This is a genomic window from Parasutterella sp. (assembly GCF_057870745.1).
Genome location: NZ_DBMALT010000015.1, coordinates 37,558 through 59,465 on the forward strand (window position 1 = coordinate 37,558; position 21,908 = coordinate 59,465).

Consider the following 21,908-nt stretch of genomic DNA (forward strand, 5'->3'; position numbering starts at 1 on the left):
GATGATATCTCAACGGACAAAAAATCGATAAAAAAAGCCTTCGGACGGTTCGCCGAAGGCTTTATCAAAATTTGTGCTAAGGATTAAGCTTGGCGGCCCTGAATGACGTTAACCATTTCCGGGAAGATCTTCGGAGCGGCGGCAATGATTTCGCCTTTCTGAAGATAATCACCTTCGCCGGAGAAGTCGGTAACGAAGGCGCCGGCTTCACGGGCAATCAGTGCACCGGCAGCGATATCCCAAATCTTGATGCCTTTTTCCCAGTAGCCGTCAAAGCGGCCGCAGGCTGTCCAGCAAAGATCAAGAGCAGCAGAACCGATGCGGCGCAGACCGCAGGTCTTTTCCATCATGACCTTCATGGACTTGATGTAAGCATCGTAGTTATCGCCTTCGCGGAAGGGGAAGCCGGTGGCAAGCAGGGCATCCTGCATGGAATTGCAGCCGGAGACGCGGATACGGCGGGAATCAAGGTAAGCACCTTTGCCTTTGGTTGCGGTAAAGAGCTCATTGGCCATGGCGTGATAGACGACAGCATGGAGCGGCTGACCGTTTTTCAGCAGAGCGATGGAAACGGCAAACTGAGGAATTCCGTGAATAAAGTTCGTCGTGCCGTCGAGCGGATCAATGACCCAAGTGTATTCGGCGTCTTTCTTGCCGCTCTCACCGGTTTCTTCACCGAGGAATGCGTGATCGGGGTAGGCGGTCTTAAGTGTTTCTACAATGACGCGTTCGCATTCTTTGTCCACTTCAGTGACATAGTCGCCGAGACTCTTGTTCGAGATCTGAAGATTGCTGCGGTCACGGAAAGCGATGACCTGAATCTTGCCGGCGTCGCGAGCGGCCTTAATTGCCATGTTGAGCATGCCTTCATTCTGCATCGGCAGAGATGGAGCAGGGCGGTAATGTTTCTTCTGATCGCCGTTTTCAGCGCTTTTACGGCTGGTGGAGCGAGGAGCGCGCTTTTTATCGGTGGCCTTTGTCGTTTTTGCCATCGGCTTAGTTGTGGTTGCCATTTATTCCTCTGATGAACTTTTTATGCACCGCCTCAGCGGTGAAGTAAACTTTAGAGTCAGAAATTTTACCTCAAGAGACAGTAGTTTATGGACTTCCTTCCCCAACGAGGGCGTATCCGCTTCGTTCTCGTTTCACCCAGCCACCCGGGCAATATCGGCTCTGCCGCAAGGGCGATTAAGACCATGGGATTTGACCGTCTATACGTCGTGAGCCCCCGTCATCCCGAGTACCGCACCGATCCGGATGCAATTGCTTTTTCTACTCATGCTGTCGATGTTCTTCAAAACAGCGTCTGTACTGAGACACTTTTAGAAGCGTTAAAAGATGTTTCTTTTGCCTGTGCGCTCTCCGGCTACGATCGGGAATTCGGACCTCCTCTGGCAGACTTGCAGACTTCCTGCGAAATGGTCAAGACATGTTTGGAAGAAAATCCTCAGGAAGAAATCGCCTTTGTCTTCGGAACGGAAAGAAGCGGCCTGACGAACGAAGAGATGATGCTCTGTCAGCTCTGTACCGCTATCCCGGCTAATCCTGAATGCGATTCCCTGAATCTGGCCCAGGCTGTGCAGGTGACGGCTTATCAGGCTCAGCAGACACTTCGCGGAAGAGCCTTGGATGCGCATGCCAGCCGTTTTGAAGGTGAGGCGCCCGCAAGTGTGGAAGCCATTGAAGGGCTCTATGAACACCTTGAAGAGGCAATGATCGCCTGCGGAGCTCTGAATCCCGAACGTCCTAAGCTGATGATGCCCAAACTGAAAAGAATTTTGTCTCGTTCCGGTTTAAGCGTACCCGATGTCGATATGCTTAGGGGTATCTGCGCTGCGATTATTTGTCCGCGGGCGGAACGCAGCGGAAGAAAATCGAAAAAAGACGGACAGCAATAAGAGATTCAGAGGGAAGGATGTTTTCGAGAATCAAAGGAGATGTCAACTCCATTTATGAAAGGGATCCTGCCGCGCGTTCACGCTGGGAGGTTCTTCTTTGCTACCCCGGACTGCATGCCATCATTGCACACCGAGTGGCACACTGGCTGTGGAATAAAGACTGGAAGGTAAGCGCAAGAGCACTTTCCCAGTGCAACCGCTTCTTAACCGGAATTGAAATCCATCCGGCAGCAAAGATCGGAGACCGCGTGCTGATTGACCACGGCATGGGAGTCGTGATCGGAGAGACGGCTGAGGTCGGAGATGACTGCACGATTTATCACGGCGTCACGCTGGGCGGAACTTCTCTTGCCTCGGGAACAAAACGGCATCCGACGATCGGTAAAAACGTCATTGTCGGCGCCGGCGCCAAGATTCTCGGCGGTTTTGAAATCGGCGATAACTGCCGCATCGGCAGTAACGCCGTGGTGATCAAGCCGCTCCCGCCCAACTCAACAGCTGTGGGCAACCCGGCTCGAATCGTGGATAAATCCAAGAAAGCGGTTCCGAAGAAAGAGCCCGAGCCTCAGCCTGACCCGAAAGCCCAGGTTCGTTTAGCTGCCTATGGCGTCGTTGCTAACGAAGAAGACCCGTACGTAGAGAAGATTAAATCGCTCGAGAATTTGCTTCAGGAGCAGCAGGCACGTCTGGACGAAATGGAAAAGAAGATCAGCTAAGCACACCTGATCTAAGCCCAAAACAAAACGTGCAGCCCGAAGGCTGCACGAATCAAAGAATAATCTCTGATTAAACGTTGTTCTGCGGGACGGTGTAGAGCTCGTCGATCTCAGCGCGGAGTTTTTCGCGGATGATCGGACGGCGAAGCTTCATCGTGACCGTCAGACATCCGTTGTCAACGGTCCAATGTTCCTTCAACAGGCGAATATTTCGCGGAATACCGTACTGCGGGAAGCGAGAAGCAGCTTTCTTTAAACGCTTCAGCGCGGCCATGCGGATGTCGCGACGCATGAGCATGCGGTCGTCTGAAGGATCCACATTGAATTCCTTAGCAAACTTCTCCCACTCGGCTTCGTTGACGACAGCTAAAGCTGTGATGAAAGGACGAGCTTCGCCCACCACCATGACCTGCTCAAAAAGCGGATCTGTCTGAATCGCAAGTTCCATGTCGGTCGGAGGAATCTTCTCTCCGGTGGAAGTTACGATGATTTCTTTGATTCGACCTTTGATGCGGATGCGGCCGGCATCCGACAAGTCAGCTTGGTCGCCCGTTCTGAACCAGCCGTCTTCGGTAAAGACTTCGGCTGTTGCGTCAGGACGCTTCCAGTAGCCTTTCATGACAGTCGGGCCTTTAACCTGCAGCTCTTCTATGTCGCCGAGACGAATTTGAAGTCCGGGAATCGGCTGTCCGACCGTGACGGGATTGTTGCAGTTCTCGCGATTCACGGAAATAACCGGAGAGGTCTCGGTCAGACCGTAACCTTGGCGCAGTTCAACGCCCATGGCGTTGTAGAAACGGCCGATAGCGTTGTTTAACGCGGCACCGCCGGCAATCGCGATTCTCAATCGGCCTCCGAACACATCGCGGATCGGGAGCACGATGCGGCTTTCCAGCATCGGCCAAATGAAAGAATCAAGCCAGGAAGCGGAAGAAGAGGGAACGGCCAGGCCGTTACGGCGGCAGAATCTTCTCCAGCCGATCATTTCGGCTTGATCGGCAAGCGTGGCGGCAATGCTTCCCTTGGACTGAAGACTCGCTTTGATGCGGCTATGAAACTGCTCAAAGACGCGAGGTACGGCCACAAAAATCGTCGGACGGATGATCTTCAGGTCTTCGGCAAGTTTTAAGACGGAGCGGGCAAAACCGACTTCGGCGCCTAAGAACAAAGTGAAGTAGAAAGTGACGGTTCTTTCGAACGTATGAGAAAACGGCAGGAAAGACAGGAAGACGTCATCGGAACCGACGTCAATCACCTGAGAAAACGATTTCACGTTGCTTAAAACGTTATCGTGCGTGAGCATGACGCCTTTCGGTTTACCGGTGGTGCCTGAGGTGTAGACGATGGCAGCGAGGTCATCGGGATCAATCGAGACTTCTTTAAGGTCGGTGTTTTCTCCCTGTTTGAGCCAATCGGAAAGATTGACCACAGGGACAGGAGAGTCTTCTGAAGCACCCTCGGCATCGTTTCCGGTCGTGACGACGAGTTTGAGGTACGGATATTCTTTTTGCGCGTTCAGCATGGCGTTCCAGCGCAGAGTACGCGGAACAAAAAGAATCTTAGCTTCCGAATTGTTCAGAATGAAAGCGCTGGAAGACGGCGTATCAACCGCGTGCAAGGGAACCGGAACCATGCCTTGCGAAAGGATGCTCAAGTCGCAGGCGGTTGCCGTGATGGAATTGGGCAACAGGACAGCTGCGTGGTCGCCTTTTGATAAGCCGGAGGCCGTAAAGGCTTTGCGCCAGCTGCGAACCATATCAGCGAATTCTTTCCAAGTTACGCTGATCCAAGTCTTAGATTTGTCGTCAAACTGGCGATAAGCAACCTTGTTCGGGCGAACTTTTTCGTTGATCGCGAGCAAGTCCGGAATGACGCGCATGTTGTTGAGGTTGTCTGCTGTCATTTACTTTCCAAAATTTTCATAAAGTTTCTCGATTTCGTCACCGTGTTCGGCCACGATAACGCGGCGCTTCAATTTCAGCGTAGGCGTTAAAGAATCGTTTTCAATTGTCCAAGGTTCTTTGAGAAGAAGCACGGAACGAGGTACACCATACTGCGGAAATGATTTGCAGGCGGTCTTGATGCGTTTAAGGATTTCCCTGATAACTGCCTTGTTGGTAAGGATTTCAGGATCTTTGGGATCCAGGTTCAGAGAAACGACAAATCGTTCGAAGTTATCTTTGTTCAGCACGAGGAGGCCGACGATAAAGGGACGATTGTCGCCGTAGACCATGGCCTGATCAAAAAGCGGATCCCTTTCGATGGCTTGCTCGATGTCGACAGGGGGCACCTTCTCGCCGGTAGACGTCACGATGATCTCTTTAATGCGGCCTTTGATCTTCAGGTAGTTGCCGGGAAGGATGTCGGCTTGGTCACCGGTAGAGAGCCAGCCTTCGGGATCCAGAGTCTTGAACGTGTCTTCCGGACGCTTCCAGTAGCCTCTCATGACCTGCGGTCCGCGCACTAAGAGCTCGTCTTTTTCTCCCAGTTTGGCTTCAATACCTTCGAGGATCGGCCCGACAGTATCGGGATGATTGGCTCCGATTTTATTGACGGAAATGATCGGGGAAGTTTCGGTCATGCCGTAGCCTTGGAAGATTTCAATTCCTAAGCCGATGATCGTTTTGGCAACTTCCGGGCTCAGGGCTGCACCGCCGGAAACCGCGACGCGCATGCGGCCTCCGAAGGAGTTCTTAATCTGATTGCGAACGAGTTTGTCGTAAAGAGGATCCATCAGACGATCGAAGGCTGCCGGGACAGCGGAGTCGACAGGCAGGCCGTTGCAACGGCAGAAATTACGGTAACCGGCGTCAACAGCCGCGTTGAAGACTAGGCGGCTCACGGCGCCTTTTTGTTTCAGACGTTCGTTGATCTTAGCTGCGACTTTTTCAAAAACTCTCGGAACGGACATCATGATGGACGGACGTACAAGTTTTAAATCGTCCAGAATGCGTGCAACTCCTCGGCTGAAAGTGACTTTATTGCCCATTCCCAGGCCGATGTAATAGGAAGTGGTGCGCTCGAAGGTGTGAGACAGCGGGAGGAAGGATAACCAGGTGTCGGAAGGATTCGGCGCGATGTTGTAAAGCAAGGCCGAAATATCGCTCATGATATTTTTATGTGTGAGCATGACACCTTTAGGTTTACCGGTTGTACCGGAGGTGTATACCAAAGCGGCCAAGTCTTCCTCTTCGGGTCCGGGCGGAAGGGTTAAGACGGATTCGCCTTCTTTCAGCCATTCAGCAACGTTAACGCTGCGAACCTCTTTGCTTTCAGGTTCGGATTCATCATCGATGTAGACGACTGTGCGGAGCTGAGACAAATCGGCGCCGGTTGCTTGAATGGCATGCCAGCGTGCGCGGTTAACAGTGACGAGGAGCTTCGTGTCCGAATCTTCCAGAATGTAGGCGCAGTTGGCCGGCGTGTCGATGATATGCAGCGGGACCGGAACAAGGCCGACGATCAGTGCGCCCTGATCAAAACAAACGGCATCAATGCCGTTTGGCAGAAGCATGGCGACTCGATCGCCTTTCTTTAAACCGGAGGCTACAAACGCGTTGGCCCAATCTAGGGCGCGAGCGTAGAGCTCTTTAAAAGAGAGCGTTTCCCATTGTTTGGTTTTGGCATTGAATTGACAAACGGCCGGATCATCTCCGCGGATTTCTAGGTGATGAGAAATAAGCTCAGGAATAACGCGGAGCTTTCGAATCTCTTCAGCGCGGGTAAATTCATTATCTTGTGGTTGCTGCATGATTGATTATTTTGAAGAAGAGTTGTCCGTAACCGCAAAGTTCAAATTCAGGGCACGGATGATTTTGAGAATGGTTGAAAATTCCGGAGAACACTGTCCCGAAAGCGTGCGGTAAAGGCTTTCTCTGGAGAGTCCAGTTTCTCGGGCAAGGCGGGACATGCCGTAATTCTTGGCAATACGCCCGAGTGCCGCTGCAATTTCCGCAGCGTCGTTCTGAGCGCTCTGGAGCATTCGATTGAGCGAATTGACGAGCTCTTCCGTGTCTTCCTTAAGAGAAGAGGAAGGAGTTTTTGTCGATAAATTCATCAAATTTAGGCGCGGAGCCCCCTGCCTTCAGGCAGGGGAGGAAGCGCCTCCTCCTTTCGAATTTCTGTTAAATAGGTTCGTCTCTTTTCCAGCAGATGCAGCTTCTTGCAGCTGATGCCGGCTGAAATGCGGGTTCCGTCAAGTTTTCGAACATCAAAGAACCCCGATGATCGACGGCCGAAAATGAAGCTTTCTTCTCCCTGGCAGGCAACTTTGTCAAAAAGACGGAAGCCTTTGACCTCAAAGGGAGCCTGATTGCGCTTTCGAATGCCGCCTTTGAGGATGGAGAGCTTGTGAATCTGCCGGTTGTTCCGGCGCGTCTGCTTCTGGAAGAAGAATTCGCAGAGCCTTTCGGCGCCGAGGTTGCCGGCGATGCAGAAAGCATCCGCACAATGCGACTTGGCGATGCCGTTCGCGATTCGTGCGTGCTTGGTCCGGTATCCATAGGTGTTGCTCACCTCAATCCCCGGATGCAAAGCTCTTAGACGGTTGTGTACTTCCCTGCGCATAATTCCCATGAAGGCTTCCGCACGGAACGATTTCCCTCGCTTGGCCTTCAACGTGATATCGCCGCGGTGAAGTGCCTTATGGCACGTCTCACAAAGCGTAATCAGGTTGCCGGGCGAATCTCCACCGGTACGTCTGCTTTCCAAGTGATGAACATTGAGCACCGGATCTTTCGATCTGCCGTAACAATGCTGACAAACGTGCCCGTCTCTGAAAAGAACATACTCGCGGACGTTCCAGAAGCCGAGCTGCTCGCCCTCTTGGTACTCTTTCCCTGCAATGTCTGGATTCTTCAGCAGCTGCATGTCGAAGGAAGCCGTTTCCACGGTGATCTTCGTGACCGGCAGCAGTCGAAGAACCGCTTCTATGCGCGACAAGTGCGCGTTGATTCGGTTTTCAACCGACGGAGCAAGCCAGCCTTTGCGCTTGGTGCGGAGACGGTTGTTGAACCTCGGCGCGCGGTAGCGCGTTTTGCGGTTACAGCGCGACTGCCGTAACGCGCGACGAGCAGAGAGCAGATCAGAGACGTCCTGACGGAGTTCGACTTCTGATGCATAAAGCTCAGCCTTTTCCGTTGATGCGGAAAGGCCGACATGTTTGTACCCGGCATCAACACCCAGAGTCACCGGCTGTTTGGACTCACCCGTTGCAATCGTCAGCTGAATAGTGAAAGGCGTTCGCCTCTTCACAATAGCTTTCTTCTCTTTAAGCAGAAGGCGCGCTTTTGCCGGTGAACAGGGCATCAGCGGTTTTCCGAGTTTGTTTAGGACAAATACTCTCAAGTTTTATCTCCTCGGTCTTTCGACCGGTTGTGATCCTTCGCCAATGTTGGAAGGGGTTTCAAGCCGACAGCACCGCTCCTGCCTCTCAGAGCTTTTAACCATCGGCCGCAGAGCGCGGGACTAGGATCTGCATCCCGCGGTGCCTATAGGTTCCCGACCAACGTAGTCCGCCAAACGACGGCCTGAGGCTAGTCAACTAGAGGCTTTTTCAAGCCTCGGCCTTTAGGCCGAGGTAGTTGACAAGGTCGGCAAATAAGAAGAAATTTTGCCGAGTGTAGCTTATAGGCTACAGAAATTCAAAAAGTCGACGAGATTACAGCCAGATGGTGCGTTTAATTCGGCATGATCGGCAGCTTCATCGGCTGCAGGATCATCGAAGTGATTTCTTCGGAACGGATAACATCCGGAAGCTCCTTGTGGGAATCACGAAAGTAATCCATCACAACTTTGATGCATTCCGTGTAGTAGCGCTGCGCGATATTTTCCATGAGGTCGTAAGTTTTGCCGCTTTCGTCATGGAAATTGGGATAGTCAAAGAGAAAATAGTCGATTAAATCTTCGACCGTGAGCATTCCTTTGCTGACCGTGTAGTACTGAGTCAGAGTTGCAAAGGGCTCGTTTTGTTTGTTGTAAAGACGAGAAGTGAGAACGAGGTCTAGCGAATCTGAGGAAATGTCTTCGTCGCTGTCCTCGTCGCAGAAAGTCTCGGGTTTGACGCTTTCAATGCGCAAAGAAGCCTGATTGATCATGCTCCACAAAGCATGGCAGTCGTATTTCTTTAAACGATAGCTTTGAGCCTTGATACGGAAAGTAGCGTCTCCGTCTTCGTCATGACCGAAATCAGCAGTGAAATTGTTGATTAAATCATCAGCGCGCTGAAGAGCCTCTTCTTCGGAGAAGTAGGCGCCGGCGTCAGCGAGGAAAGATAAATACTTCTGCAGACGGCGGGTGTCATAGCCTTTACGGTCAAGCTTCACTTGTTCGAATGCATACTGGCCGGCAATCATGCCGGGCGTAAAGGTCACTCCGTCCTCAACGTATTCTCCGCTGTTGTTGATGAAGTCCGCGACACGATCGAGCTGTCCGCAACCATAGATTGCCAAACAGATCGACGGGATCGTACGACTCGGAGAAGTGAAACGCATTTGAAAACTCGAACAAATAATGAAACAGGGACGATCATTTTAACGACTCCGAGACAGGGAGGAGTATAAGACGAGTCATGAAAAAATCTGAATTTACAATTCGGCCTCCGTCATTGAGCCCACAGGCTTGAGCGATTTATAGGGCTGAAAACAATAGAAAAAATTCACAAAAAACGGCATGAAATTACCCTCGTAGTCAGTTGTGATATTAAGGAAAATACTAATATAAGGAATGACAAATTTTCTTTGCGCTATTAAAATAGTGACAGATAGAAATGTTTTTTAGCAGAAGGATTTTAAGAAAATTGATTTATTATCTTTTGTTATTTATAAATTCATATATACAAACGGATGAAGAATTTTCTTACTAACTGAATTTTCTATATTTTATTTAAAAATCTTGCTAAAAAATAGGTATTCTATTCATACAGTCTTACGAAAGCGTTGCTCCTCAAACATAACGCTGAACGGTTTGGTTGGTCCCGAGCTGTTCAATAGACACCTAAAAGCCGTCGAAAACCTCGACGGCTTTTTCTTATCCGAAATCTTTTAAGAAAATTCTTCTATTTAATATTCGGGTCAAAAATTCTCGAACCCCGCGTGGTTTCCCGTCGGACATGGTCTAGTAAAGAAAAATTTGTCCGATTTTTGAGTTAAATCCCTGACAATTGAGCCGAAAGTAGAGGTATAAAGCAGAGGTAGAGGACTATTAGTAATTTCCCTTAGTTTATCTCATATTATTTCATGAATATGACAGATATTTAATCTGACACTAATTAAGAAGATGATCGGAGGTATGAAATAGAAAATATAATCAAATAAGATAATAAATAGATATAATTTTAGATTTTTCGGTTTTTGTAAGGGCTTTTTGAGTTTTTTGACTAGGAAGCTAAAGATCCTGACAAGTTCTTGAATCTACAACGAAAAGAGAGGAGTTACATTTCTACTCGATCCTACCTATTTTGAGTGATCAGAGCTTCGAAAAAAGCTGAGCAAAATAGACGGTTACAAAATCAGCTTAAAAAAAACGAATCTCAACCTATTGTGTTTTTCCTCTTCCGTCATTTTTCACGTCTTTCGCGCAGGTCCTTTTATCTACAAGGTTTTTGATTTTTTCCTACAGTTTTGACCTACACAAGAGATTTTTAATATCCCCTCTTATTTCCGTATATAGTTATCTTTTTATTGTTCCCACACCATCTGTTGTATGAGATTATCATTTGGAGTAGATTTACTGGTCCGATAGCTCAAACTTTGTTTGGACTATCGGACCACCCTAAAAGTTTTTAAATGGCTTAGCAGTACATGACTATTTTTAAATTAATGTATTTGCGAACATGAACTATAGATAAGGAGACAAGGCAGATGAGCCCTACGATGGAGACGCCGATGTACGTCATTAAACGTGACGGCACGGTAAAGGACTTCGATATTTCAAAGATTGCAGCCGCCCTCGAAAAAGCAGGTAAAGCCACCGGTGAATTCGATGCCGCGACCGCAAACCGCATCACTCATATCGAAGTGATGAACCGTCTGGCTCAGCAGAATGTTGCGACTCCTACTATTGAACAGATTCAGGATGCCGTAGAAAACGCGCTCTTTGATACCGGATTCCGTAAGACCCTTCGTGCTTATATTGTTTACCGCGAACAGCGCGCAAAGGCCCGTGATGCTCGCCGCAGCCTCGTTGATGTTGAAAGCTCTATGAATGAGTACCTGCAGCATCTGGACTGGCGTGTGAACGCCAATGCCAACCAAGGCTACTCTTTGGGCGGTTTGATTCTCAACGTTTCCGGTAAGGTTGTTGCTAACTATTGGCTCAACTATATTTATCCTCCGGAAGTCGGCAATGCTCACAGACAGGCCGATATCCATATCCACGACTTGGATATGCTTTCCGGCTATTGCGCTGGCTGGTCCCTGAAGACACTTTTGAATGAAGGTCTGAACGGTGTTCCAGGCAAGGTTGAAGCCGGAGCACCTAAGCATTTAACCAGTGCTGTCGGTCAGATCGTAAACTTCCTCGGTACGATGCAGAATGAGTGGGCCGGTGCTCAGGCTTTCAGTTCGTTTGACACCTATCTCGCTCCTTTCATCCGCATCGACAACCTTGATTACAAGGAAGTCCGTCAGTGCATTCAGGAACTTATTTACAACCTGAATGTCCCGAGCCGCTGGGGTACACAGACTCCGTTTACAAACCTGACGTTTGACTGGGTCTGCCCGCAGGACCTGCGCGATCAGCATCCTTTGATCGGCGGAGAAGAAGTTGACTTCACGTACGGTGAGCTCCAGAAAGAAATGGACATGATCAACCGTGCGTATATTGAAGTGATGCTTGAAGGCGACGCTAAGGGCCGCGTTTTTACATTCCCGATCCCGACGTACAACATGACGCCGGACTTCGAGTGGGACAGCCCTAATGCACATTTGCTCTTTAGCATGACTGCCCGCTACGGTCTGCCGTATTTCCAGAACTTCATCAATTCCGAACTCAAGCCGAACATGATTCGTTCGATGTGCTGCCGTCTGCAGCTGGACTTGAGAGAGCTGCTTAAGCGCGGCAACGGACTTTTCGGCTCTGCTGAACAGACCGGTTCCTTAGGCGTTGTGACAATCAACTGCGCTCGTTTGGGTTATGTTTTTGCTCAGGATGAAGAAGGTTTGTTCAATCGTCTGAGCTACCTGCTTGACTTAGCCCGCAACAGCCTTGAAATTAAGCGCAAGGTCATTCAGCGCCATATGGATCAGGGCTTGTTCCCGTATACAAGACGTTATCTCGGCACGCTGCGTAATCACTTCTCTACGATCGGTGTGAATGGCATCAATGAAATGATCCGCAACTTCACACAGGACGAAGAAGACATTACGACGGAAGCCGGCCACGCCTTTGCCGCTAAAGTGCTTGATTTCATCCGCGACAAGATGGTCATGTTCCAGGAAGAAACCGGACACATGTACAACCTTGAAGCCACACCGGCTGAAGGTACAACTTACCGCTTTGCCAAAGAAGATAAGAAGCGTTTCCCGAAGATTCTTCAGGCGGGTACGCCAGATCATCCTTACTACACCAACAGCTCTCAGCTGCCGGTTTCCTATACGGACGATCCTTTCGAAGCTTTGGAAATGCAGGAAGACCTGCAGAAGAAGTATACAGGCGGCACCGTACTGCATCTGTACATGAATGAAGCCATTTCGAGCCCCGAGCTCTGTCGCGACATCGTTCGCCGCGCTTTGACACGTTTCAGACTGCCGTACATCACGATCACTCCGACATTCTCGGTTTGCCCGAAACACGGTTATATCCCGGGCAACCACGAGTTCTGTCCGAAGTGCGACGCAGAATTGATTGCCAAAAAGAAGCTTGACATGGCTTCCAACGGTTAAGAAACAGTAAAGATTAATTTTTTAGGATTGATTTATTCACACAGGAGACTGCAATGAATGAAAATGTTAAAGACACAAACATCGAATTGAAAGACGAAGAACGCACAAAATGCGAAATCTGGACCCGCGTGATGGGCTACCATCGTCCGATCTCTTCTTTCAACATCGGCAAGCAGGGTGAATTTGCAGAACGCAAATACTTCGACGAAAAGAAGTGCGGCTGCAGCAAGTAATCTTTGATTAAAAGAAATCCTCTCGTTGCTTCGCGCATCGGGAGGTTTTTTATTTGGGATTTTTCTTTTTATGAAAGACGTATTTATTCCTATTGAACCTGAAGTGAAGGACAAACCTGCTGAGGAACTTCTGGTGGGCGGCGTAACACGCATGACCACCATCGACTTTCCTGATTGTTTATCTGCAGTGGTCTTTATCAAAGGGTGTCCGTGGAAGTGCGTCTATTGTCAAAACGAGGATCTCCAAAGCCGAGAGATGAACGAAGGGGACGGTTACGTTTCCTGGGAATACATTGATCATTTCCTTGACAGAAGAAAAGGTTTAATTGACGGCGTGGTTTTCAGCGGCGGAGAACCCTGTGTTGATCCTGCGCTCCCTGACGCCATTAAAAGAGTCAAAGAGAAGGGCTATAAGATCGGGCTGCACACCGGAGGAATGTATCCGCGCAGACTGAGAGCGATTCTTCCGTATTTAGATTGGGTCGGATTAGATATCAAGGCTCCTTTGTCTGATGAAGCTGCTTATGAAAAAGTCGTTCGCCGCAAAGGCGCAGCAGCCAAAGTTCGTTCTTCTCTTGAAATGCTGTTAGAGGTTGGTGTTTCTATAGAAACACGTACGACCGTGCATCCCGAATATCACACTGAAGAGCAAATCCTTCAGCTCGCCAGAGAACTGTCTGATGCAGGAATTGAAACTTACGCACTTCAAATTTATCGCCAGCCCAGAGGACTGCCGGAGGAACATCTTCTTGAACGTGTCGGAAGTGACTATCCGCATGAAGAGACTTTAAAAACGCTCGAGTCCTTATTCAAGAAATTTATTTATCGCCGCAGTTAGCGTTTTTTGAGAAATAAATTTTATGAGACTGGCTCGAAAGAACATTCGGGACCGGTCTTCTTGCTTTTCGGACAAAGCATTGAACTCAACTTCGGCGGCATATTTTCTTTAAGACAAATCTCCTTGTTAGACTTTGACCAACCATTTTCGGACGGAGCTCATCGATGAAAAACAACGGCAATTTTAAAAACGCCGGATCTTCTCGCGCCAAGACGTGGAGAAACATTCTCTTGATTTTGGGTGCGGTTGCTCTTATTGCCAGCTACATTGCAGATATTCGTGACCCGCATCCGGGTACGGAAACTCAGGATAACCGCCCGTTTGTAGAACAGGTGCTCAAAGATGGCTTTCAAACACTCCATGCCCGCGTGACTCGTGTGGCTGACGGCGATACCGTTTACATTAAAGATGACGAAGGAAAAGAAGCTCGAGTTAGGCTTCTTGGCATCGACGCTCCGGAGAGCAAACAAGCTTACGGAGTTCAAAGTGCGGAACATCTAAAACGCAATCTGAGGGACGCTGAGTATCACGTTCAAGTGATTTACCGCGGGAGAGACCAGTACGGCAGAATTATCGGAAAACTGGTAGCCGATGGAAAAGATCTAAATCTCGACCAGGTCAGCACCGGAAACGCCTGGGTCTATAGAAATTATCTGAAAGATCTTCAACCGGGAGATAAAAACCTCTATTTGAAAGCCGAGGACAATGCGCGCGCAAAGAGAATCGGCTTATGGGCGGACCCCAATCCACAGAACCCTCGCGATTGGAGGAGAGAGCATCCAAGGAATTAAGACTGCAATAGTCAGCAAAACAAAGCCTGCCGAAGGGCAGGCAAAATAAAAGGCCGTCTTTGTTGAAGATTCGGCCTTTCTTGTCGGTTAATTCAGCATTTGCTTGTCCGGGAAATCCGGATTTTTCTCGAAACACTGAGGAGCAACCAAAATCGCTACTTTTCCTTCGTCTCCGCGAATGGATTCGGTTAGGAAAGGAATGCTAAGAGGCGACTCCCCGCCGACAGGCTTCGGATCCTGCATGGAAACCAAGATTTCGGGAACACTGGTCAGGAGGGCTTCTGAGCCTTTTTTCAGCCAATATCTCGGAAATTCATTCGTGAAAAAGGATAAGGTCGATTCGGCAAGTTCTAGTTCTTCGACATTGGCCATTTTTCGGCTGCCGATATACTCCAGATTTGCCACCAAATTATCTAATCTGCTCGGGACAATGCAGTGCTTGAGCATATTCATCGCTACCGGTTTGAAACGGTAAACCGGAAATGGATCGTATTTCTCATCCTCAAAGTCGATATCTTTGCCCTTGAAGGAGCAGAAGTCATCAGGATTGTCTATCGTCATTTTTATGCCCGTACTTCTAAAACTACTTGCATCCATATTATCAAAGAGTTTTGATTCTTGTTGATTACCGATAACTGAATTAGACGCCAAATGAAAAACGCCCCGAAGGGCGTTTTGAGAGGGTTTCAAATCGGATTAACCGATATTGATTGGACTATGAATGTTCTTCGCAAAAGCGCGAACATTAAAGCTTCGATTCCACATGAAGGCTAAGAAGCCGACGAAGCAGACTGCTGTTGCGCCGAAGCTGATGATCCAGCTGCCTTTGCTGAAGCCGGCAGCCACGTAACCCACGAAGCAGCAGCAAGCTACAAACCAAGCATACGGTAGCTGTGTTGAAACGTGCGAAATGTGACTGCATCCGCTGCCCGCGCTCGACAGAATCGTCGTGTCTGAAATCGGAGAGCAGTGGTCACCGAAAACAGAGCCGGCTAATGTGGCAGACAAGCAGACGATGGTAAGAGAGGGATCGACGGCAGCTGCAACCGGCACAGCGATCGGGATCAGGATACCGAAAGTACCCCAGGCAGTACCAGTGGAGAAACTCAGGAATGCGGCAACGAGGAAGATCGCGGCAGGAAGGAAAAGGTCAAGACCGGAACCGCTGGAAACCATACCTTGAACAAAAGTTTGGGTAGTAAGCAGGTCGCGGCAAACACCGGAAAGCGTCCAAGCCAAAACCAAAATCACGTTGGCAGGAAGCATGAGTTTCATACCCTCGATGGTGCCTTCCATGAAGTTATGGAAAGAAACCACGCGGCGCGGGATGTACATGATGAATGCAACGCCTAAGGCACCGAAGGAAGCCCAAACCAGAGCTTTGGAAGCGGAGCAGTTGCCGAGCGCAGCAGCGACTGTGTGATAGGCAGCATCTTTACCCCAGTACCCGCCGTCATAAAGAAGGGCGAGAACAGCAAAAACGATCAAAGCAATGAGAGGAAGAAGCATGTCCCAAATCGTGCCTTTATCACTTTGCGCATGTTTGGGTTCCTCGACGGTGGCTCCGCTGCCTTTACCTTCTACTGACTTAAGGAGAGCGTTTTCTTCTGCTTTTTTCATCGGACCGAAGTCACGATTGGTCCAGGAAAGATAAAGAACTAAAAGCAGGCAGAAAATTGCGTAGAAGTTGTAGGGAATTGTCGAGACGAATGCCTGGAAGTCACTCTGGAAAGCGCCTGTGGATTTCAAAGAACTTCCCACGGCGGCAGCCCAAGAAGAAACCGGAGCGATGATACACATCGGAGCTGCTGTCGAGTCGATGATGTAAGCCAGCTTCTCGCGGGAGACACGATAAGAGTCGGTGAGCGGTTTCATGACCGTACCGACAGTCAGGCAGTTGAAATAGTCGTCAATGAAGATGAAGAAGCTCAGACCGCAGGTGGCAAGAACCGATGTTTCTCGGTTTTTGATTTTTCTTCGGGCAATTTCACCGTATTTCTTAGTGCCCCCTGACATGTTCAGAACATAGACAAGTGCTCCTAAAAGAGTACAGAAGAGAAGGATCTGGAAGTCGACTTTTTGGCCCATGAGCGAAAAAGTAACGTCAAGCATCTTGATTAAAGGATCAGGCACGCCGGAGCCGAATGTGTAAATGGCGGCGCCGGAGAAGATGCCGATCAATAAAGAAGAAAACACTTCTTTGGTGATCAGAGCAAGGACGATGGCAATGATTGGAGGCAGGATTGATAACCAGCCGGCTGCATAAGGTTCCATGGTCGAAGGTTTAAATAAGTTATTAATGGATATTGGGGATTGTAATTGATTGTTTTCGGTCAACCCCGCATTTTCGGAAAAATTACCGCACAATCCGGAAATAAACCGTGATTAAGCGATATCAGGCACCCGTTTGTCAGTGATATCGATTAAGAATATGGAGTGAAAGTCCAGTTGTCCAAGAGAATAGGCAGATTGAGAGTTCTATGTTTCTGGACTTTTAGGCAAGAAAAAAGCCAGACCCGAAAGCCCGGCTTTGGATTTTCAGTAAACCTCAAAGAGGAATTCTGAATCCGACAAATTACATAACGCGGCTGCGGTATTCGTCAGTTCTTGTGTCGATTTCGATCTTGTCGCCGGTGTTAACGAAAGCCGGAACCTGAATGATGTGGCCGGTGGCCAGCTTGGCAGGTTTCATGACTTTACCGGAAGTGTCGCCCTTGACAGCAGGTTCTGTGTAAACAACTTCACGAACCAGGATTGTCGGGAGTTCGATGGAGATGGGGCGGCCGTTGTAAAGAACAACTTCAGCCTTCATGCCGTCTTCAAGATACTTGAGGACGTCTTCCATAACTTCGGCTTCGACTTCGTACTGGTTGTATTCGTCGTCCATCCAAACATACAGAGGATCGCCGAAGTAGGAGTAAGAAACTTCTTTCTTGTCGAGGATAATGTCTTCGAAACGGTCATCAGCACGATAAACAGTTTCGGTACCGCCGTTGGAAAGAAGGTTCTTCATTTTGAGTTTGACAGTGGAGGCACCGCGGCCGCCCTTGCTGTATTCAGACTTCAAAATGACCATCGGAGTGTTGTTGATCATCACGACGTTGCCGACGCGAAGTTCTTGTGCTGTTTTCATATTAATACTTAAAAATGAAAGGTTAATGTCTGCGGTCGCTGTGAATAACGGCCGAACTAAAATTTTTTAAAGCAAAGATTTTAGCTTTAAAAACAGTGCTCCGTCAAAATTTTGGTACCGTCTATTGCAACTTCTAACGATCTTTCAAGATTGTTAGATAGGAGTATGCGCGGGAGAAGAAAAGGTTCTCCCGCGATGAGAATCTTTTTTGAAAAACGACATTAGATTTTGCTTTCCACGAAGAGAAGAAGATTATCTGCGAGGGAGCCCAAGGAAACCAAATGGTCTCTCCAGTGCTGGGCGGCTTCTTTCATAAGAGGCAACTCATGGCACCATCGCTCCCAACAGCAAGTTAAGTCTCTAGAGGACTTATTCCAGGATAAATTCATATCTATCCAAGTTTGATAACTCTCTCCGTAATAAGGGCGGATTCTCTCGCCGAAGGCTTCTAATTTTTTAATGTGCGTTTCTTCGGTTTGAGGGTAGATATTCCAGATGAACGGCTTACCGGATAACTGAGCCCTGACGAAAGAGTCCTCTCCGCGAATGATTAAAGAATCCGAGGCCCATAAAAATTTGTCAAATTCAGATTGAGGAACCATCTTTGAAACTCCAAACTGAATATTTCGGGATGGATGTTCCTCATAAAGCTTGGACAGAATATCAGTAGCTGCACCCTTCGGAAGAAGCAGATTGATTTCTTTGCCGCGCTGCCGGAGTGCTTTATAAAATTCAGCCAACGGCGCGCCGGGATAGCAAAAGACGAAAACCGTGAACAGGGCGGGGTCCAGATTGAAACTCTCTAAGAATTTATTTCTGTCTTTTGCAAAACGTTCTTGTCTTATAAATAGATCTTTCTCGATCATTAGGCCGCCGGTCTTTTTCGTGACGCCGGGAAAGAAATAATATTTATTGACGTTTAAGGACGGATGTGGAGAGGGCAGACTATGGCAGCCTTCCACCCAGTCTTCGGCTGATAAGTATTCAAGGTTGATCCAAATCGGCTGCGGACGCGCGGCTGAAATTTTATGCTCGAATGCGATCGGGAGGCGGCATCCGAAGGTCTCTATGACAACTTGGGACGGCTCGCTCGTTTCCGCGTCTTTCCAGTCGTGAATTTCCACGCCTTGGACAAGGCACGGTAATTTTTTTGGGTCTAAGCCGGCCGTGATTTTAGAAAGCGTTTCTGCGTCATTAATATAGAGCTTCACTGGAAAACCGTGCTCGCAGGAAAAAATGGAGGCCAACCTCCAGCAGACTCCGGCATCACCGAAATTGTCGATAACGTCACAGAAAATATCGATGGTCATGCTTTCTAGAAAATAGATTGGAAAAAATATCTCTCAATCTTAACCTTAACTCAAGAAAAACAATCGATGCGGTCGAAGCTGCGCAACGATTGGTTACGCCAATTTTTTGCGATGTTCGATAGTATTTTGTCTTTTAGACCAAAGTGATACAACTCAGAGCACCAGCATCTGGCTGCTTCCTATAATTTAGGAAATGTTGATTGACTGTCGACACGTATTTAATTAAATCCGTATTCAAGTTCAAAAAGACCTACCAAAGGTATATGGAAACTGCTCTTAAAGAAACTGAAGGAAAGCTTGTGAACCTGCCGGACAAGAAATTTGATTCGGCCGAGTTTTTAAAGAATCTGCCTCATTTGCCTGGCGTTTATCGATATTTCGATAAAGACGGTAATTTGCTTTACGTAGGCAAAGCAAGGGACTTGAAGCGCCGCGTCTCCAGTTACTTCCAAAAAACGCTAGCGCCTCGTACCAAACTGATGGTAGATCAGATTGCGAGCGCACAAATCACGGTCGTGAACAGCGAAGCCGAGGCTTTGATTCTTGAATCGAACCTGATTAAGACTCAGGATCCCCGCTTCAATATTCTTTTCCGTGACGATAAGTCGTATCCGTACCTTAAATTAAGTTCCGGAGAGTATCCGCGCTTGTCTTATTACCGCGGAGCGCTCGATAAACGCAATTCATATTTCGGCCCGTATCCCAATGCGAATGCGGCTAAAGACACCATGCTTTTGTTGCAGAAGGTTTTTCAGCTGAGAACTTGTGAGACTTCTGTTTTTAATAACCGCTCCCGTCCTTGCCTGCTTTACCAGATCGGGCGCTGCAGCGGAGGATGCTGTAAAAAAGTGTCGCCGGAGGAATACGGTAAGTCGGTTGACCTAGCAAAAGAATTTCTAAGAGGATATTCTCAAAAGGTCCAGGAAGATCTGACTCGCAGAATGAACGAGTACTCGCAGAAACTCGACTTTGAGCGGGCAGCTGTAATGAGAGATCACTTGGCAGCGATTTCCAATGTCATTCATCAGCAGTCTATGGAAGCTGCGCCGGATGCCAATGCAGACATTATTGCCGCGGTTGCCGCTCAAGGCGAAGTATGTGTGAATTTAGCGATGGTTCGAGGAGGTCGTCATCTTGGTGACAAGGCATCTTTCCCATCTTTAGGTCGGAATGCCGAATTACCGGAACTTGAAGAAGTGCTTGAGGCATTCATTACTCATCACTACACGCAGATGGATGTGCCTCCCGTGGTCATTATCAATCTGGAAGAGCGTTCTCCAAGAATTGAAGAGCTCCTCAATACGATTGCCGGTAAGAAGGTTAGTGTCATCTACCGTCCTCAGAATATTCGCAGAAAATGGCTTGAACTCGCTGTCACCAATGCCAAAGTCTCATTGGGACGCAAAGTTGCGGAAGAGGGTAGTCAGAAGAAAAGAATCGGGGCATTGGTTCAGGAATTGGGACTGGATATCCCTGAGTCCGAGTATGAAGATTTTCGTGTTGAGTGTTTCGATATTAGCCATAGTTCGGGCGAAGCAACCCAAGCATCCTGCGTAGTTTTTGCCGGAAACCGCATGGACAGCTCTCAATACAGAAGGTTCAACATCAAAGACGTCACGGCGGGCGACGACTATGCTGCGATGAAACAGGTTCTGACTCGAAGATATCAAAGAGTTGCTAACGGTGAGGCCACTCTGCCGAATATTGTTCTCGTAGACGGCGGGCGCGGACAAGTTAAGATGGCCTGCGAAGTCTTTGACGAATTAGGTTTGGATAAAAACGTCATTGTTGGTGTTGCAAAAGGCGAGGGAAGAAAGGTTGGACTGGAAGAATTGGTTTTTCCGGACCCAAATAAAGAACCTCTCAAACTCGGACAAGAATCACCTGCGCTGATGCTGATTGCCCAAATTCGTGACGAAGCACACCGTTTTGCTATTACCGGTATGAGAGCGAAGCGGGCTAAGGCTAGAAATTATTCTAGAATTGAGGATCTTGAGGGAGTCGGTTCGAAAAGAAGACAAAAACTTCTTGAGCGGTTCGGCAGCTTGAAAGTGTTGTCCAACGCATCCGTGGAGGACATCGCAAGTGTAGATGGCATCTCTCAAACTTTAGCCAGACAAATTTACGCACAGTTGCATGGACAAATCAGTTAAAAAAGTACGAATCAATATTCCGATGGTCCTTACATGGACTCGTATTGCATTGATTCCGTTAATCGTCGGCGTCTTCATGATTCCGACTTCAGTTCTAAGTATGCATTCGCAGAATTTGCTCGGATGTATTTTCTTTATTGTCGCGGCGGTTACGGACGCCTTGGACGGCTTTATCGCCAGACGTTATGGGATGGGCACAACACTCGGGGCATTCTTGGATCCTGTGGCTGACAAGCTTATGGTTAGCGCGGCATTAATCGTTCTTCTTGCCTTCGGACGCGTTGATATGCTGGTAGCGCTGGTAATTATCGGAAGAGAAATTACCGTTTCAGCTCTGCGTGAATGGATGGCCAGAGTCGGTGAGTCCGGAAAGGTAAAAGTTAATTGGTTTGGAAAGATCAAAGCAATCGCTCAGATGGTTTCTATTCCGATGCTTCTTTATTTTGATCCGATCGGCGCATGGAATGTCTACCTTACGGGAACCATTCTGATTTATATCGCTGCAATCCTGACGATTTATTCCATGTTCGTCTATTTGAAAGCGGCTGCACCTTTCTTTTCAAGCGAACCGAAGCAAAAATAGTATTCATTGAAGAGTTTTGTATGAGCCGGAGTCGAGAAAGACTTCGGCTTTTATTTTTAAATGAAAGGTTGCATACGAAGTTTTACATTTAATGCAACTGTTTGAATTTAATAGATAAAGGATGATTTAAAAAAAATGACATAGATCCTCATTGACAGAAGCGATTTAGGCAAGGATAATTCGTCCTCGTTCGGAACGATGAGTTTCGTATTATGAAAAGAAATTTTACAGTTTGAAACAAACTGTCGAGTTGACAAGAAATTTTAAGTCTGTAAAATTTCAATTCTTCGCTCACGAAACTGAGCGGCGGCGAAAGCCGAAATGATCTTTAAAAATTTATCGACGACCGATAAGAGCGGGCACTAAGAAGTC

The 21,908-nt window shown here is 48.2% G+C and carries 18 protein-coding genes; 8 read left to right on the top strand and 10 right to left on the bottom strand.

Annotated elements, in window-relative coordinates:
* Positions 1-83: 83 nt before the first annotated feature.
* Positions 84-1,013: an inositol monophosphatase family protein gene (locus ACZND6_RS05700; protein ID WP_008863290.1), complete on the bottom strand. Its 930-nt coding sequence runs from the start codon at positions 1,011-1,013 to the stop codon at positions 84-86.
* A gap of 87 nt (positions 1,014-1,100) precedes the next feature.
* Here ACZND6_RS05700 and ACZND6_RS05705 point away from each other — a divergent pair, with 87 nt between their 5' ends.
* Positions 1,101-1,898 (top strand): RNA methyltransferase, encoded by a 798-nt coding sequence (locus ACZND6_RS05705; RefSeq protein WP_008811793.1) that lies wholly within the window; start codon positions 1,101-1,103, stop codon positions 1,896-1,898.
* A 17-nt stretch (positions 1,899-1,915) separates the two neighbouring features.
* Positions 1,916-2,614: a serine O-acetyltransferase gene (gene cysE, locus ACZND6_RS05710; protein ID WP_008811794.1), complete on the top strand. Its 699-nt coding sequence runs from the start codon at positions 1,916-1,918 to the stop codon at positions 2,612-2,614.
* A 70-nt stretch (positions 2,615-2,684) separates the two neighbouring features.
* Here cysE and ACZND6_RS05715 read toward each other — a convergent pair whose 3' ends face one another.
* From ACZND6_RS05715 to ACZND6_RS05735, 5 genes are all read right to left on the bottom strand, one after another.
* Complete coding sequence (locus tag ACZND6_RS05715) at positions 2,685-4,517, bottom strand: AMP-dependent synthetase/ligase (protein WP_008811795.1); 1,833 nt, start codon at positions 4,515-4,517, stop codon at positions 2,685-2,687.
* The gene (locus ACZND6_RS05720; RefSeq protein ID WP_293738449.1) at positions 4,518-6,365 is read right to left on the bottom strand and encodes an AMP-dependent synthetase/ligase; all 1,848 of its coding nucleotides are present in this window, start codon (positions 6,363-6,365) and stop codon (positions 4,518-4,520) included. It lies immediately after the preceding gene.
* 6 nt (positions 6,366-6,371) lie between these two features.
* Complete coding sequence (locus ACZND6_RS05725) at positions 6,372-6,671, bottom strand: addiction module antidote protein (protein ID WP_008811797.1); 300 nt, start codon at positions 6,669-6,671, stop codon at positions 6,372-6,374.
* Positions 6,672-6,676: 5 nt separating this feature from the next.
* On the bottom strand, positions 6,677-7,960 hold the full coding sequence (gene iscB / locus ACZND6_RS05730; RefSeq protein WP_489524465.1) for an RNA-guided endonuclease IscB: 1,284 nt from the start codon (positions 7,958-7,960) through the stop codon (positions 6,677-6,679).
* 332 nt (positions 7,961-8,292) lie between these two features.
* Entirely contained in the window at positions 8,293-9,105 is an 813-nt protein-coding gene (locus ACZND6_RS05735) for a hypothetical protein (RefSeq protein ID WP_489524466.1), read from the bottom strand.
* A 1,368-nt stretch (positions 9,106-10,473) separates the two neighbouring features.
* Here ACZND6_RS05735 and ACZND6_RS05740 point away from each other — a divergent pair.
* The 4 genes from ACZND6_RS05740 (at position 10,474) to ACZND6_RS05755 (ending at position 14,357) form a co-directional block, all read left to right on the top strand.
* Positions 10,474-12,495 (top strand): ribonucleoside triphosphate reductase, encoded by a 2,022-nt coding sequence (locus ACZND6_RS05740; protein WP_008811800.1) that lies wholly within the window; start codon positions 10,474-10,476, stop codon positions 12,493-12,495.
* A gap of 53 nt (positions 12,496-12,548) precedes the next feature.
* Positions 12,549-12,728, top strand: a complete 180-nt coding sequence (nrdD, locus tag ACZND6_RS05745; protein WP_008811801.1) for an anaerobic ribonucleoside-triphosphate reductase — start codon at positions 12,549-12,551, stop codon at positions 12,726-12,728.
* Between the two features lie 70 nt (positions 12,729-12,798).
* On the top strand, positions 12,799-13,566 hold the full coding sequence (locus tag ACZND6_RS05750; RefSeq protein ID WP_293738333.1) for an anaerobic ribonucleoside-triphosphate reductase activating protein: 768 nt from the start codon (positions 12,799-12,801) through the stop codon (positions 13,564-13,566).
* 164 nt (positions 13,567-13,730) lie between these two features.
* Complete coding sequence (locus tag ACZND6_RS05755) at positions 13,731-14,357, top strand: thermonuclease family protein (protein ID WP_293738332.1); 627 nt, start codon at positions 13,731-13,733, stop codon at positions 14,355-14,357.
* 87 nt (positions 14,358-14,444) lie between these two features.
* Here the strand turns inward: ACZND6_RS05755 and ACZND6_RS05760 are convergent, their stop codons facing one another.
* The 4 genes from ACZND6_RS05760 to earP form a co-directional block, all read right to left on the bottom strand.
* Positions 14,445-14,918 carry a hypothetical protein gene (locus tag ACZND6_RS05760; protein WP_021867569.1) on the bottom strand — a complete coding sequence of 158 codons (474 nt, stop codon included), beginning with the start codon at positions 14,916-14,918 and terminating at the stop codon, positions 14,445-14,447.
* A 135-nt stretch (positions 14,919-15,053) separates the two neighbouring features.
* On the bottom strand, positions 15,054-16,631 hold the full coding sequence (locus ACZND6_RS05765; protein WP_293738331.1) for a Na+/H+ antiporter NhaC family protein: 1,578 nt from the start codon (positions 16,629-16,631) through the stop codon (positions 15,054-15,056).
* 301 nt (positions 16,632-16,932) lie between these two features.
* Positions 16,933-17,490 carry an elongation factor P gene (gene efp / locus ACZND6_RS05770; RefSeq protein WP_293738330.1) on the bottom strand — a complete coding sequence of 186 codons (558 nt, stop codon included), beginning with the start codon at positions 17,488-17,490 and terminating at the stop codon, positions 16,933-16,935.
* A gap of 221 nt (positions 17,491-17,711) precedes the next feature.
* Positions 17,712-18,800 carry an elongation factor P maturation arginine rhamnosyltransferase EarP gene (gene earP / locus ACZND6_RS05775; RefSeq protein WP_293738329.1) on the bottom strand — a complete coding sequence of 363 codons (1,089 nt, stop codon included), beginning with the start codon at positions 18,798-18,800 and terminating at the stop codon, positions 17,712-17,714.
* A gap of 263 nt (positions 18,801-19,063) precedes the next feature.
* Here earP and uvrC point away from each other — a divergent pair, with 263 nt between their 5' ends.
* Complete coding sequence (gene uvrC, locus ACZND6_RS05780) at positions 19,064-20,953, top strand: excinuclease ABC subunit UvrC (protein ID WP_293738328.1); 1,890 nt, start codon at positions 19,064-19,066, stop codon at positions 20,951-20,953.
* Positions 20,937-21,536, top strand: coding sequence for a CDP-diacylglycerol--glycerol-3-phosphate 3-phosphatidyltransferase (pgsA, locus tag ACZND6_RS05785; RefSeq protein WP_008811810.1), 600 nt, complete (start codon positions 20,937-20,939; stop codon positions 21,534-21,536). The genes uvrC and pgsA overlap by 17 nt, the downstream gene beginning before the upstream one ends.
* The last annotated feature ends 372 nt before the right edge of the window (positions 21,537-21,908 follow it).

Bases quoted from the DNA above. Each gene is read 5' to 3' on its own strand.
- ACZND6_RS05750 (WP_293738333.1), top strand. From the start codon at position 12,799: ATGAAAGACGTATTTATTCCTATTGAACCTGAAGTGAAGGACAAACCT.
- ACZND6_RS05740 (WP_008811800.1), top strand. From the start codon at position 10,474: ATGAGCCCTACGATGGAGACGCCGATGTACGTCATTAAACGTGACGGC.
- ACZND6_RS05765 (WP_293738331.1), bottom strand. From the start codon at position 16,631: ATGGAACCTTATGCAGCCGGCTGGTTATCAATCCTGCCTCCAATCATT.
- nrdD (WP_008811801.1), top strand. From the start codon at position 12,549: ATGAATGAAAATGTTAAAGACACAAACATCGAATTGAAAGACGAAGAA.
- efp (WP_293738330.1), bottom strand. From the start codon at position 17,490: ATGAAAACAGCACAAGAACTTCGCGTCGGCAACGTCGTGATGATCAAC.
- ACZND6_RS05720 (WP_293738449.1), bottom strand. From the start codon at position 6,365: ATGCAGCAACCACAAGATAATGAATTTACCCGCGCTGAAGAGATTCGA.
- pgsA (WP_008811810.1), top strand. From the start codon at position 20,937: ATGGACAAATCAGTTAAAAAAGTACGAATCAATATTCCGATGGTCCTT.
- ACZND6_RS05705 (WP_008811793.1), top strand. From the start codon at position 1,101: ATGGACTTCCTTCCCCAACGAGGGCGTATCCGCTTCGTTCTCGTTTCA.
- uvrC (WP_293738328.1), top strand. From the start codon at position 19,064: ATGGAAACTGCTCTTAAAGAAACTGAAGGAAAGCTTGTGAACCTGCCG.
- ACZND6_RS05725 (WP_008811797.1), bottom strand. From the start codon at position 6,671: ATGAATTTATCGACAAAAACTCCTTCCTCTTCTCTTAAGGAAGACACG.
- earP (WP_293738329.1), bottom strand. From the start codon at position 18,800: ATGACCATCGATATTTTCTGTGACGTTATCGACAATTTCGGTGATGCC.
- ACZND6_RS05760 (WP_021867569.1), bottom strand. From the start codon at position 14,918: ATGACGATAGACAATCCTGATGACTTCTGCTCCTTCAAGGGCAAAGAT.
- cysE (WP_008811794.1), top strand. From the start codon at position 1,916: ATGTTTTCGAGAATCAAAGGAGATGTCAACTCCATTTATGAAAGGGAT.
- ACZND6_RS05715 (WP_008811795.1), bottom strand. From the start codon at position 4,517: ATGACAGCAGACAACCTCAACAACATGCGCGTCATTCCGGACTTGCTC.
- ACZND6_RS05700 (WP_008863290.1), bottom strand. From the start codon at position 1,013: ATGGCAACCACAACTAAGCCGATGGCAAAAACGACAAAGGCCACCGAT.
- ACZND6_RS05755 (WP_293738332.1), top strand. From the start codon at position 13,731: ATGAAAAACAACGGCAATTTTAAAAACGCCGGATCTTCTCGCGCCAAG.
- ACZND6_RS05735 (WP_489524466.1), bottom strand. From the start codon at position 9,105: ATGCGTTTCACTTCTCCGAGTCGTACGATCCCGTCGATCTGTTTGGCA.